Origin of the sequence: Anaerobacillus sp. 1_MG-2023 (assembly GCF_030547345.1) — a bacterium.
GTDB lineage: Bacteria > Bacillota > Bacilli > Bacillales > Guptibacillaceae > Guptibacillus > Guptibacillus hwajinpoensis_B.
The window spans coordinates 326,797-339,910 of sequence record NZ_JAUORD010000003.1; the positions used below are offsets into that span (position 1 = coordinate 326,797).

At 39.2% G+C, this 13,114-nt stretch carries 12 protein-coding genes and 1 riboswitch; of the genes, 8 read left to right on the forward strand and 4 right to left on the reverse strand.

Annotated elements, in window-relative coordinates; genetic code table 11:
• Positions 1–6: 6 nt before the first annotated feature.
• From Q4550_RS08085 to Q4550_RS08100, 4 genes are all read left to right on the forward strand, one after another.
• Complete coding sequence (locus Q4550_RS08085) at positions 7–843, forward strand: phytoene/squalene synthase family protein (protein ID WP_303531560.1); 837 nt, start codon at positions 7–9, stop codon at positions 841–843.
• Positions 844–1,085: 242 nt separating this feature from the next.
• A complete protein-coding gene (locus Q4550_RS08090; protein ID WP_283152139.1) occupies positions 1,086–1,643 on the forward strand; it encodes a GNAT family N-acetyltransferase in 558 nt (185 codons plus the stop codon).
• Positions 1,644–1,717: 74 nt separating this feature from the next.
• Positions 1,718–2,650, forward strand: coding sequence for an alpha/beta hydrolase (locus tag Q4550_RS08095; RefSeq protein ID WP_303531563.1), 933 nt, complete (start codon positions 1,718–1,720; stop codon positions 2,648–2,650).
• Positions 2,651–2,995: 345 nt separating this feature from the next.
• Positions 2,996–3,745, forward strand: a complete 750-nt coding sequence (locus Q4550_RS08100) for an AAA family ATPase (protein WP_303531566.1) — start codon at positions 2,996–2,998, stop codon at positions 3,743–3,745.
• A 146-nt stretch (positions 3,746–3,891) separates the two neighbouring features.
• Here Q4550_RS08100 and Q4550_RS08105 read toward each other — a convergent pair whose 3' ends face one another.
• Genes Q4550_RS08105 through Q4550_RS08120 form a run of 4 tightly spaced genes read right to left on the reverse strand, consistent with a single transcriptional unit; the run spans position 3,892 to position 8,808 of the window.
• The gene (locus tag Q4550_RS08105; protein WP_303531568.1) at positions 3,892–5,355 is read right to left on the reverse strand and encodes a phytoene desaturase family protein; all 1,464 of its coding nucleotides are present in this window, start codon (positions 5,353–5,355) and stop codon (positions 3,892–3,894) included.
• On the reverse strand, positions 5,352–6,473 hold the full coding sequence (locus Q4550_RS08110; RefSeq protein WP_303531569.1) for a glycosyltransferase family 2 protein: 1,122 nt from the start codon (positions 6,471–6,473) through the stop codon (positions 5,352–5,354). The genes Q4550_RS08105 and Q4550_RS08110 overlap by 4 nt, the downstream gene beginning before the upstream one ends.
• Positions 6,473–7,285 carry a carotenoid biosynthesis protein gene (locus tag Q4550_RS08115; RefSeq protein WP_303531571.1) on the reverse strand — a complete coding sequence of 271 codons (813 nt, stop codon included), beginning with the start codon at positions 7,283–7,285 and terminating at the stop codon, positions 6,473–6,475. The genes Q4550_RS08110 and Q4550_RS08115 overlap by 1 nt, the downstream gene beginning before the upstream one ends.
• Positions 7,286–7,302: 17 nt before the next feature.
• Positions 7,303–8,808: a phytoene desaturase family protein gene (locus Q4550_RS08120; RefSeq protein WP_303531573.1), complete on the reverse strand. Its 1,506-nt coding sequence runs from the start codon at positions 8,806–8,808 to the stop codon at positions 7,303–7,305.
• Between the two features lie 178 nt (positions 8,809–8,986).
• Between Q4550_RS08120 and Q4550_RS08125 the strand changes: the two genes are divergently transcribed.
• The 4 genes from Q4550_RS08125 to msrA all read left to right on the forward strand — a co-directional run bounded on the left by Q4550_RS08125 (position 8,987) and on the right by msrA (position 13,079).
• On the forward strand, positions 8,987–9,505 hold the full coding sequence (locus Q4550_RS08125) for a glycosyl-4,4'-diaponeurosporenoate acyltransferase CrtO family protein (RefSeq protein WP_303531574.1): 519 nt from the start codon (positions 8,987–8,989) through the stop codon (positions 9,503–9,505).
• The gene (gene fni, locus Q4550_RS08130) at positions 9,486–10,529 is read left to right on the forward strand and encodes a type 2 isopentenyl-diphosphate Delta-isomerase (RefSeq protein ID WP_226613046.1); all 1,044 of its coding nucleotides are present in this window, start codon (positions 9,486–9,488) and stop codon (positions 10,527–10,529) included. Before Q4550_RS08125 ends, fni begins: the two co-directional genes overlap by 20 nt.
• Before the next feature lie 195 nt (positions 10,530–10,724).
• Positions 10,725–12,128 (forward strand): Na+/H+ antiporter NhaC family protein, encoded by a 1,404-nt coding sequence (locus tag Q4550_RS08135; RefSeq protein ID WP_303531581.1) that lies wholly within the window; start codon positions 10,725–10,727, stop codon positions 12,126–12,128.
• A gap of 87 nt (positions 12,129–12,215) precedes the next feature.
• A riboswitch (SAM riboswitch) is annotated at positions 12,216–12,329 on the forward strand.
• A 96-nt stretch (positions 12,330–12,425) separates the two neighbouring features.
• Complete coding sequence (msrA, locus tag Q4550_RS08140; protein ID WP_303531583.1) at positions 12,426–13,079, forward strand: peptide-methionine (S)-S-oxide reductase MsrA; 654 nt, start codon at positions 12,426–12,428, stop codon at positions 13,077–13,079.
• Positions 13,080–13,114: the final 35 nt, after the last annotated feature.

The following is a 13,114-nucleotide window of genomic DNA, read 5'->3' on the forward strand; positions in this document are numbered from 1 at the left end:
CGAAAGATGCTCGAACAAGCCTATGCTCACTGCGAAGCTATTATTAAACATCATTCCAAAACGTTTTACAAAGCGTTTTCTTTATTGCCTTCTTCAAAGAAGAAAGCAGTGTGGGCGGTTTATGGTTTTTGCAGGCAGGTTGATGACATCATTGATGAAGGCACAGATCCTGAAGCAGAATTAAAGGTCTTTCGTTCTGAATTTGCCTCTTTTCTAAAAGGTGAAATACCAAAAACTGATCCTATGTGGCTAGCTCTTGAAGATGTTTTTCGTAATTTCTCCATGGATACGAAAGCTTTTCACGACATGATTGCCGGGCAAGAAATGGATTTATATAAAACGAAGTATTATACGCTTGAGGAACTTGAACATTATTCTTATCATGTGGCAAGCACCGTTGGCCTTATGCTTCTTCCAATTCTTGCTCCAAAGAAGGTAGACAAACTTCGAGAGAGTGCAATAGCGTTAGGTCTTGGCATGCAAATCACGAACATCTTAAGAGATATCTCGGAAGATCTAGACCGAGATCGAATTTATTTGCCAATTGCTGAGATGGAATCATTAGGTTATCGGGTTGAAGATTTAAGAAGTCGAAGAATGAATGAGGCATTTATCAAAGTTTGGGAAAAGCTTGCTGTTCGAGCTGAAATGCATTACGAAACAGCTTTCTCAGCAATGCATCATTATCCTCTAGATGCTCGTCTCCCAGTGAAAAGCTCAGCGGTTTTTTACAAAGCCATTTTGCAATCCATTCGTAAAAAAGAGTATAATGTCTTCCACCAGCGAGCATTTGTATCGGAAAAAGAAAAAGAAGCGCTTTTATCGGCGATTGCCGGAAATTGACAAAAACTCTCTTCCAATTGGAGGAGAGCTTTTTTGTTATATCCTTAGTGTCTTTAAGATTAAGGAATCTAAGCGAAAAGTAGTTGTAACATTTGAGAGAATTTGAAATGATTAGGAGGTATTAAATGTTTTATGCATCATTAGGGGCCATGATCTCTTACTTATTTCAAAAAGGGTGATGCAAGAAATCAAGAAAGCTATTCTAGAAGGAGCTTATCCATCAAGAAAGGTAGGAAAGCCTGTTGATTTATATTGAGAAGAAGAAAGTAACATTAAGAGAGGCGACATGGGAGGATATTAGTACTTTATACTATTGGAAATATGAAGAGGAGAATCAAGAAGCAAAAAAATGGAACGGGCCATACATCATTGAGAAAAAGATATCCAAAGTAGAGTACAAGAAAGAGTGGGAGCAACAGCGTAAAATTAGCCTCGGAGTTCCAGACACGTTAGTCATTGAAGCAGATAATAAAGTGATAGGTACAGTGGGATCATACTGGGTTGATAAGTTCACTAACTGGCTTGAAACCGGAATTGTTATTTATGATCCATCTTACTGGAATGGAGGATACGGTTCTGAAGCTTATAGAGAATGGATCCATTTTCTATTTCGATCAACAAAGCTTCATCGACTTGGCATGTCTACCTGGTCTGGTAATGAACGTATGATCAAGGTGGCAAGTAAGATTGGAATGAAAGAAGAAGCCAGAATAAGAGATGCAAGGATAGTAGAAGGTGTTTACTACGATGCCATCAAAATGGGGATGCTTCGAAGTGAATGGGAGCAACTTCGGTCTTAATTGTAAGGCGTTTTGTTTTCGAAAGACATATGGCATGATAGAGGTAGCTTACTATTAATCATTTGGGGGAACTTATGAAAAACCGATCTTATACACGTTTATTGAATGAAACGATTACAATCTATGAAGAAAGTGGTAGTTTAAAAGCTTATCAATTTATGAAAGAGCATGCGAAGAATGTGGAAGGCAATCAAGCGCAGCTCTTCAATTTTCAATATGCTCTTGCAGCTGCATCTGACCTAAAAGAGGAAGCCCTTGCGATCATGAGGGAAGCCATTATGGAACAGGGATACTGGTATGCGTATGAGTATTTACAAGCGGATGAAGACTTGGATTCCCTCCGTGAGTTTGATGAATTTCAAGAATTGGTTCAGCTTTGTAAACAAAGAGAAGAAAAGGCGATGGAACAAGCAAAACCAGCGTTAACGGTTTTAAATAACGAGGATGAACAAGAACGTCCCGTTCTTATGGTTATTCATGGAGATCAAGAGAATGCTGAAATGACTGCTGTAGCTTGGAACCGAGCAGCAACGAAAAAGTATAAACTCGCCTTTCCTCAATCATCTCAAATCCAGTTTTCAGATGCTTATGAATGGGAAGACGTTGCTTTAGGGGTACAAGAAATAGAGGACCATGTGAATACCCTTTCCTCTAGAGATAACTTGATTATTGGAGGTTTTTCAGCTGGATGTCACGTAGCACTTAGAGCGATTCTCGAGCAGCGTATATGTGTGGATGGATTTATTTTCGTGGCACCATGGATTCCTAATATTGATGAATGGCGAGATGCTATCGCTTCTTTAAAGAATTCAAATATAAAGGCTTATATCATTTGTGGTGATGAAGATGATGATTGTCTTGAGGGGTCTAAAGCCTTATCAGAGTTGTTGGAAGCTCAAGAGGTTGCACATGAACTGAAGATCATTCAAGGACTAGATCATGAATACCCGGAGGAGTTTAATGAATGGCTTCACCGGGCTTTGCAGTTTATTAATAAAAGGGATTAGAGAAAAACCTTAGAAATAATGAGCCTACATTCGTCTATTTTTAAGGCCGCATTCTTTTGATCACAATAGTTTAATCCTTTGGAAGGGTGATCGTATGAGAGAACGAGTTGGTGAGTGTACAAACTGTAAGAAACTAGTTTATTGCTTGAATGGTTTTCTCGATGGAGTTAGTTGGAATGGTCAGCTATACTGCTTTACTTGCTTTGAAAAGCATAAAGATCAACCACCGTCATAGTCTTGATCGATGTAGTGGGGTCAACCCCCATTCAATAGAAGATTATTCCAACCTTTTCTTAGATGTTCAGGAAGGTTTTCCTAAGTGATATGACATAAGGGAGGAAGCAAGTGAAATTAACGAAAGAGACACAGTATATTAGAAGTGTCCGTTTAGAAAAAACGGAAGACAATGAATTTCCGTTCTCTCTACCCGCTGTACAAAGTCTACAGGATGAACTTATCTTTCACCCAAATGTTACGTATGTTGTTGGTGAGAATGGGATGGGGAAATCAACGCTGCTAGAAGGGATAGCTGGGACACTAGGTATGAATCCTGAAGGTGGCACGAAGAATTTCAATTTTTCTAGCTATGATTCTCACTCAAATTTGCATCAGTATTTGAAATTAACAAGAGGAATTCATAGACCAGATGATTCTTTTTTCTTTCGAGCCGAGACATATTACAATTTAGCTACGAATATTGAAGCATTAGATCAAGAGGGATTTGGTCCGAAAATTATTGATTCTTTTGGAGGGAAATCACTTCATCAACAATCGCACGGAGAGTCTTTTTTTGCTACATTTATGTACCGATTTCAAGGAAGAGGGTTGTACATTTTAGATGAACCCGAAGCGGCGCTCTCACCGATTAGGCAGCTATCGATGTTAACGAGAATACATGAGCTTGTTCAAGAAGGTTCTCAACTAATTATATCGACACACTCACCAATTTTAATGGCATACCCTGAGGCAAGAATCCTACAGCTAAATGCCGATAGCATGAGTGACGTAACGTTAGAAGGAACTGATCATTATGTGACGATGAAACAATTTTTTGAAGATAAAGATCGCCTTTTGCATCATTTGTTGAAGAATTAAGGGTTGATGGTGTTTAGACGAAATAATTGATAAATTAAATTGAAAAGTGCCCTCCAAATGAAGCTTGCGTTTGGAGGGCACTTTAAACTTGTTTAGATTGTCTAATATGAATGGCGTTCCTTACCGAATCATTTTGTACTTGTACACTAGTGATCTTCGCTAATGATTCGATCCGCTACATTTTTCCCGCTAATGACGACCATTGGAGAACCACCACCAGGATGGGTGCTTCCGCCAGCAAAGTAGATATTCGAGATATCCTTTGATTGATTGGAAGGTCTAAGAAAACTATTTTTTAAAGAATTCGAAGAAATGCCATAGAGTGCCCCTCTGAAAGCGTAGAAACGTTCTTTAATTTCTTCAGGTCCGATGACCTTCTCCGTGACAAGGTGCTTTCTTATAGGTAATCCATGCTTCTCCAACTTATCATATATTTTCTCTTTATATTTCTCTAAGGAAATTTGGTTATTTTCGGACAGAGGAGGCGCATTTACTAGAATAAAGAGATTATCTCCATCAGGAGAAACAGAAGGATCTGTTGCTGAAGAATTTGAAATATAGATCGTCGGATCGTCAGGCCATTCTCCCTTAAATAGCGTTTCAAACTCATGACTGTAATTTTGAGCAAAGTATACTTGATGATGTACGAGATCAGGAAGTCTTGTTGATAATCCAGCCATGATGACAAAAGCAGAGATGGAAGGAGATGATCTCTCAATTTTTATGTTAGGCATGGATGGCCGCTCTTTCTCATCAACTAATGCTGGATAGGCTTTCAATAAGTCTCCATTAATAATAACTTTATCTACGTCTAAACGATCAGAAGCCGTTTCAATTTGCTTCGCTTTTTTATTTTCAACATGTATTTGATTCACTTCAGTATTTAAGTGAAAAGTAACACCTAGCTGTTTTGCAGCGGATTCTAGACTTTCAGCAAGTTTGGTGTTTCCCCCCTTAACATAATAAATTCCCTGCACCATCTCAAGATATCCAATCATCGCAAAAGTAGCTGGCGAGAGAAAGGGGGAGGAACCAATATATGTAGAATAGCGATTAAAAGCTTTTAATAAAAGAGGGTGCTGAAAATAGCGTTCATGAAAGTGATTCATTTTCTCAAGCGGTCTCACTTTAATAACTGCACGAAACAATGTAGGAGACAAGTAATCATTCCATTTTGTAAACATCCTCGGAAAGAATGATGATTTGGATAAATGATAGAGTCGTTCAATTTCTTTGAGATAAGCGGGATAATGATTCGCTGCAAATGAATCAAGCTTCTGTAGTTGCTCTATCATGAAAGACTCGTCTGTGCTCATCATAAAAGATTGACCATCATAGTCTATATTTCTTGTATGATGGTCGAGCTTCATCCACGTGAAATAATCCCTGGGGTTAAGGTTTGTTTCTTCAAATACAGAATCAAAAATTTCAGGCATTGTCATCGTGTTTGGCCCGAAATCAAAGTGATGTGTCCCCAGGTTAACAGGCATCATTTTCCCACCTGCGTATTCATTTTTGTCATAAACGTGTACATTGTATCCTTTGCTAGCTAGCTTAATTGAAGCAGAGAGCCCACCGAGTCCTGCCCCAATAACGGCGATTGTTTTCATGAGTACGTTCTTCCTTTCCAAACATAACCTTTCTGCCTTAAACCTGTGCGCATAGAATGGATCAACAGAGTCATAAACGCGACAGCACTTAGTGGCATGAGGAGCGATAACGTGACTCTTTGATTCGTTCTTATATCAATCCATGCTTTTTGAAGCACGATTAGAACATAGGGGTAAAAGAGTGCGACTATAAGTGAACCTGTTATTGCTGTATAAAGCCCTGCAAGTAGTAAAATAAGAGGACCGAGATAGAAAATGCCATAAAAGATAAAGAGGATCCATATTAGGAAACGAGAGCGCCCGAGACCTGGGAAAAGGTTTTTGGTGAAACCATTCCACACTTCGCGATTCGTTTGATACATATAACAAGTGACCACATTTGTTATATTGGCAATAATAACTCTTTGTCCTTTTTTCTTAAATGTTTTTGCTAAATCAATATCATCAAGGAGTGTGGCGCGAATCCCTTTATGACCACCAACTTGTTTGTATGATTCCGTATGAACCATTATAAATGCCCCATGAGCAGCGGTGAAGGAGGGTAGGTTCGTCCAATTAGCTGGTGCTAATGGAAGATGGAAATGAACGACAAAATGCTGAAGTGGTACAAGAAGCTTTTCAAGAAACAAGCTTACAGGAAAAGCAGGAAACCCTGTTATCATGGAAGCCTCCCGCTTTTTCATTAATAAGAGTGCAGCTTGAACCGCATTTGGCGACAGTCTTAAATCTGCATCATTAAACAGTAGGTATTGTCCTTTAGCATGTTCACTTAGTTGATGACAAGCATATACTTTCCCAGTCCAACCTTCAGGTAGATCTTTACCACGAATAATCGTAAATCTCGGATCATATTTAGTTCCTTCATACAGTAAATTCAATGTTTGATCACTAGAGTGGTCGTCAAGTAGAAGAAATTCGATATTTTGATATGTGAGTTTTTTTAAACTTTGAAGGAGTTCTTCAACGTTTCGTTCTTCATCACGAAGAGGGATAAGAATGGATACTCGACCATTCTCATCCCCCTGAATACTTCGATTTGATAGACGTGGCATGAAGAGTGAATTGATGATCGTCCACAAGACAAACGCTGTAAGAATGCTAATATAAATGAGCAACATTAGACGGTCACCTCTCCCGCTGTAGCGCGTCCATTTTGCTTCGCTTTTTTCTTATAGGTAATTAGCAGAAGCAGTGTAGGAATCGATGTTACAAAGACCGCAAGCCAAAGTCCATCAAGCAGAGCAAGGAAAATAAACATCCCCATGACCATACCAAATAACATGGCCATTCGATGCTTCCATTTAATGAAAGAAGTCCTATTTGGAACCTTATTCCTCATATAGAGAGGATAGAGTAAGGCGTGGAAGAAAAGGGATACCCAGAACCAGCCCGTGAAATTTTGGAAAGGAACGTTATAATAGACGCCGTTTCCGTCCCATCCCCAATAACCTTTCACTAAATAGGCGACGGGATCAATGATTAAGTCAATTAAAACGGCAATAAGGGAGCCTAAAAGGGAGTAGACGATCCATCTTATGATGCCGTGATTTAGTTTTTCCGTCATTTGAAGCGATAGCACATGAGTAACGGCAATCACCATAATCCAAGCAAAACCAATTCCTATTGGAACGTCAGCTAATTTAAACCCAAAATCACCGGAATAATCATATTTTCCAAAGATTAAACCATAATGAACGCCTAATCCCTCTGCGATCATGCTGAAAGCAAAGATAAAGGAGGCTGTTGAAAGCCCCCGCAAAGCCCCAAACGTTCGTACAAAATAAAAGGTGCCTAATATTCCACAGAGTATAAGAAAGAAGGCATTTGCCCAGTTAAGAAACGATGGAAGTAGGTCGAAGCCAACAAGGATCAACCCACAGCAGTACCAAAAAATAAATAGTCGAAAGATTACATTATCCCATTTCATCATGTTGCGAAGTCCCTTTCTTAGCCAGTTTGTTCATCTTTCAATTTCTGATCTTCCGCAATTAAATCTGCAGTTAACTGACCTGAAAGTGTAACCATTGGTACGCCACCACCTGGATGTGTTGAACCACCTACAAAGTACAGATTATCAATTAGTGAACTTCTAGATGGTATTTTAAAACCGCCGTTCACTTTACGATCCGTTGCTACACCATAGATAGAGCCACCGTTAGAACCATATAAACTCTTAATATCATCTGGAATGAACTGATATTCGAATTCAATTGATTCGCGAAGACCTGTCATACCCATTCGTTCTAATTTATCTAGGACGATTTCACGGTATCTACCGCGATGTTTCTCAAAGCTCTCACCAGGCTCTAAAGGAGGAACATGTGTTAAGACAAAGAGATTTTCTTTTCCAGCCGGTGCCTGAGTTGGGTCAGATTTTGATGAGACACCAATATAGACAGTTGGGTCGTCAGCAGGGACGCCTTCATCAAATATTTGTTTGAATTCTAGCTCGGGATCTTTCGAGAAGAAAAAGTTGTGGTGTTGAAGGTGATCAAACGTCTTATTTACACCTAGTAACAACACAAGGCCCGAAACGGTAGGAGTATATTTTTTCAATTCATCTTTCACTTTTTCAGCCCCAGGTTCTCCTTTAAGAAGCGTCTCGTGGGCAGGGATGCCTTCAAGATTACTAACGATTAAGTCTGCCTCCATCATCGTCCCATTCGCAAGTTTTACACCAGCTGCTTTTTTGTTTACGGTGAGAATCTCAGCGACCTCTGTATTGACTTGTACGTCCACACCTAGCTCATCAAGTAGCTTAAGCATTCCTTCTGCTATGTTATACATACCGCCTTCAACATAATAAATACCAAGGCCAAGCTGCACATAAACTAGTTGTGAAAGAATGGCAGGGGAATGATAAGGTGATGAGCCAATATACATAATAAAGAAGTTAAAGAGCTGCTGAAGATGTTTATCATCAAGATATTTTTCCGTTGCCTGATTCATTGATTTCATAGGGTTCATTGTGAGAAGGTCTTTAAATGAATGCAGTTTTTGCAAATCTTGAATGCCTGATAAGCTTTTTTTGTAAAAGCTTTTTAAGCTTAAATCGAACATCGTTTTGCAATAATCTAAATAGGCGAGGAAGTTGGAATAATCTTTTTCTGAGCGCTTATGTACTTCAGATAACATAACAGCAATATCACTTGTTACATCAATCTGGGCGCCATCTTCGAAGAAAGTTCTCCATTGAGGTTCAATACGTTTAATGGTCATATAATCGTTTACATTTCGGTTTGCGCTTTTGAATAGCTTCTCAAGGACCCACGGCATTGTTAGAATGGAAGGACCGGTATCGAATTTAAACCCCTGGCCGGAACGTTTGTTTAATTTGCCGCCAGCGCGCTCATTTTTTTCCAGTATGGTAACCTGATGTCCATCGGCTGCCAGACGAATAGCTGCCGAAAGACCTCCGAGTCCAGCACCAATAACGATTGTTTTTTTGCTCATTCCATCTCCTCCTTCATCGAATTAACTTCAAGCGTCGACATTTATACACTGTAATTGTATAGTGTGGGTATAACCTTTGTAAAGGAATCATAACGCTGTTACAGTGTATAATAGGTTTCCTGACATAATAATTACCTAATCTTGGATATGTTAAACAATTTTGAAACGAGGAATGTGTATGCAGGTCATCCACTTATCGATCGTAGGGTTAATCTTAGTGAATATTTTTGCCTGGCTGATCATTCATGTTTCTATCTCTTATATTTGCCTTCGGTTGCCAGATTCCTTTTATGAATCTAAAAAATCAATGTTACAAAATAAGAAATGGGAACTGAAAGTGTATGATCGTATCCAGATAAAGAAGTGGAAAACAATACTACCTGATGGGGGAGATGTGTTTAAAGGAGGATTTCGGAAGAAAGAACTCAAAACGCTCACTTCTTCTTATATAAGGAAATTTATCTTAGAGACAAGACGTGCAGAGGTGACTCATTGGCTTCTCATACCACCTTCATTCTTGTTTTTCTTATGGAATCCTTTGAGTATTGGTTTAGTAATGGTTGGGTATTCTTTAATAGTTAATCTTCCATTTATTCTTATACAAAGGTACAATCGACTCAGGTTAAAACCATTATTACATCGACAGTTGAAAAAAGAGCAGCGCAGGGGGAATTCCATTGGAACACTTGGGGTTTGATCAAACCGAAAAAAGAAAGAACGAACATATTGATATTTGTCTAACGGAAGACGTGGAAGGACAGGGACTTACGACGGGGTTAGAAAAATATCGTTTTAAGCATAATCCACTACCAGAAATTGATTATAATGAAGTCGATATTTCCACTCAATTTCTTAATAAGAAATTGAAGACGCCATTTCTGATCAGTTCAATGACGGGCGGTACAGAGCGATCTTGGGAGATTAATAAACGTCTTGCCAAAGCTGCTGAAGCACATGGTTGGGCGCTTGGTGTAGGCTCAATGCGTGCAGCTATTCAAGAATCGAAATCCGCTTATTCATTTGACGTAAGAAAACATGCACCAACCATTCCTATACTAGCCAATATTGGAGCTGTTCAACTCAATTATGGCTTTACAGTAGAAGAGTGTAAGAGAGCGATTGACTTCATTCAAGCTGATGCGCTTCTGCTTCATTTAAATCCATTACAAGAAGTATTCCAACCTGAGGGTGATACAAATTTCCAAGATTTAATCGATAAAATTCGAGAAGTAGCAAAAGCGATCCCTGTTCCACTCGGTATTAAAGAGGTTGGCATGGGAATCGATGCGAAGAGTGCTCAGCGTCTTATAAGTGCAGGTGCCAGTTTTATTGATGTTGCTGGAGCGGGTGGAACATCCTGGATTCAAGTTGAAAGTTTTCGTTCCCATCAAACATTAAGACAACAAGCTGCCGAAGCTTTTCAAGATTGGGGTAATCCGACAGCTGATTGTATTATTGATGTAAGGAAACAGCATCCCGATGTCCCGATGGTTGCAAGTGGCGGACTAAAAAATGGTGTAGATGCAGCTAAAGCTATTGCTCTCGGTGCGGATGTGTCTGGATTTGGTAGGGCATTACTTGAAAATGCGGTAGATGATAGTGAAGAAGCGCTATCAGATCAATTAAAGCGAATTGAGTTCGAATTACGAACGGCTATGTTTGGAATTGGAGCTGCATCGATCAATAGATTAAAATACAATAGCGCATTAAAAAAGAAATAGTCAGAGCACTGAGCTCTGGCTTTTTTGTATGAATAAGTTAAGGAACGATGTTCAATTTGTCTTATTTAACCCATATGGCACCATTGAATTCGAGCAACTCCACTTGCTCATATGAATGAGGAATCAACATTATCGGTTCCCGTAGTATAGGTCGTTCTCTAGAGAGCAAACTAGAGCTTAAGGAGGGTGACGCTAATGGCCTGGTTATCCATTTTTCCGTTTATCGTTGTCATTATCATTGCGATGAAAACAAAACTAGTGATCCCAGGATTAACGGCGGGTTTGCTAACAGCATCATTTATATACAAACCTGGATTGATCATTGGTTTACAACAGTTCTATGAATTTATAATGACTGGTTTGAAAGATGAAAATAATGTTAAAATCGTCCTTTTTCTATATATGTTTACGGGCTTAATCGGATTGATGAAATATACTGGTGGGATAAAAGGATTTGTTCAAGTTGCCTCATCCAAAATCAACTCAAAAAAAGGAGCGTTATTTCTGACGTGGGTGTCAACGCTAGGAACATTTAGTGCTCCTAGTTTCCGCATTGTAACGGTAGCCCCAATCATGAAAGCTCTTTTAAATAAAGTGAAAATCACTCCTCAGGAGCTTGGATTTGTGATAGAAACGACAGCAACACCAGTCATTGTCTTAATGCCAATTGCTACCGCTTTTGTCGGCTATATGTCATCTGTTGTGCAGCTTTCACTTAAGGCGGAAGGTATTGAAGGAGATGGCTATCGTTACTTCCTTCAAAGTATCCCTTATAACTTTTTTTCGATTAGTATTTTATTGATTGGCTTTTATTTGAGTTTTTTCCATCATCGAAAAACGCCAGCTACAGACGCAGGTAATGTGGAAAAAAAGCTTGATGATCAATGGGAAGATTGTCATCCAGCAGTGGCGAAGGATCTTCCTACGAAACCGATGAATTTATTAATACCTCTTGGAGGAGTTATTCTCCTAACACTTCTTCTCACATATTGGAGTGGTTATCAGAAGGGGTTTACTTCTTTAATCAAGGCGTTTATTGAAGCAGATGTGCTCGACGCGATGGTCTTTGCCCTTCTCACTACAGTACTTTTAACGTTCGTTTTCTATTTATTTCAACGTTTTTCTTTAAAGGACCTTGTTACTTATTTTATCGAAGGGGGTAATGAGATGATGCCGGTCATCGTCTTGCTTACTGTTGTTTGGGGCTTAGCAGCTTCAACAGAAGCTCTTGGCTTCTCATCTATTGTTACCTCAAACCTTGATTGGATTCCTACTTTATTTGTACCACCAGTCTTATTTCTCGTTGGTGCGTTTATTTCATACTTTATTGGCTCATCATGGGGCACATGGGGAATTTTAATGCCGCTTGGTATTTCATTAGGGTATTCTACAGGAGCAGATCTCCCTGTTGTCATTGGAGCTGTGTTTGCGAGTGGGACATTTGGCGCATTTGCTTCTCCGCTAAGTGACAATACGAATACAGTTGCGAGGATCTTGCAGTTGAATCCTATGACATATGCGAAATTTAAGCTTGGCCCAGCTTTATTAGCGGCGGGATTAGCTGCAGCTGGCTACTTTGTTATCTCTTTTGTAATATAATTATTTTTATGAGTACTTTTGTATTGACATCCGTTTTAAAACCATTTATTATTGGGACTAACTTAATAATCCTTTGTTTAAAGGATCTTCTTATTCAGAGAGGTGGAGGGACTGGCCCTTAGATACCTCGGCAACGGACCTATGAACTTGTGTTCAATTGGAACCGTGCTAATTCCTGCGACGAAAGTCGAAAAATGAGAAGAGGCTCGGTCTATCCAAACCCTCTTCTGTTCGAGCAGATGAGGGTTTTTTTATGCACCCTCATTTGGAAATATGTTTTAGTAGAGGGAGAGACTGATGTTGCATACACTAATGGATAACGAAGCAAGAAAACAACAGCTTATTAAGACCCTTCTCTCACAAGGGATATATAAGAAGGGTGAAAAGCAACTTTATATGTTATCACTAAATGAATTAGAAAACATATATGCTCGATCAAATAAAACCATACAGAGAAAAGGAAACGGAGTGGTCACAGTGGAACAAGCAACATTTGCAGCAGGGTGCTTTTGGGGAGTAGAAGCGCTATTTCAACAATTGAACGGTGTTATTTCAACTTCAGCAGGGTTTACAGGAGGAGAGACGATTAATCCAACTTATGAAGATGTTTATTCTGAATTAACAGGCCATGCCGAATCTGTCCAAGTTGAATATGATCCTTCGCTCATTACTTATGAAGAACTTATAGAAGTTTTCTTTGAAAATCATAATCCAACCTCTTTAAATAAACAAGGAGAAGATGTCGGAACACGCTACCGCTCAGCGATTTTTTACCATTCAAATGAGCAGGCAGAAATAGCATTGATTGCGAAAGAAAAACTCGAGCGATCCGGACGCTTCAAAAAACCAGTTGTGACGCAAATTGTACCAATCACTTCATTCTATCGAGCAGATGAATATCATCAAAGCTATCTTGCAAAGCGTGGACAGTCTTCTTGCAAAATTTCATAATAGAAAAAGGCCATCCCTCATCGTCATGAGGGAAG

Coding starts and splice junctions, on each gene's coding strand:
- msrA (WP_303531583.1), top strand. CDS start 12,426: ATGTTGCATACACTAATGGATAACGAAGCAAGAAAACAACAGCTTATT.
- Q4550_RS08085 (WP_303531560.1), top strand. CDS start 7: ATGCTCGAACAAGCCTATGCTCACTGCGAAGCTATTATTAAACATCAT.
- Q4550_RS08120 (WP_303531573.1), bottom strand. CDS start 8,808: ATGAGCAAAAAAACAATCGTTATTGGTGCTGGACTCGGAGGTCTTTCG.
- Q4550_RS08135 (WP_303531581.1), top strand. CDS start 10,725: ATGGCCTGGTTATCCATTTTTCCGTTTATCGTTGTCATTATCATTGCG.
- Q4550_RS08105 (WP_303531568.1), bottom strand. CDS start 5,355: ATGAAAACAATCGCCGTTATTGGGGCAGGACTCGGTGGGCTCTCTGCT.
- Q4550_RS08125 (WP_303531574.1), top strand. CDS start 8,987: ATGCAGGTCATCCACTTATCGATCGTAGGGTTAATCTTAGTGAATATT.
- Q4550_RS08115 (WP_303531571.1), bottom strand. CDS start 7,285: ATGATGAAATGGGATAATGTAATCTTTCGACTATTTATTTTTTGGTAC.
- Q4550_RS08095 (WP_303531563.1), top strand. CDS start 1,718: ATGAAAAACCGATCTTATACACGTTTATTGAATGAAACGATTACAATC.
- Q4550_RS08110 (WP_303531569.1), bottom strand. CDS start 6,473: ATGTTGCTCATTTATATTAGCATTCTTACAGCGTTTGTCTTGTGGACG.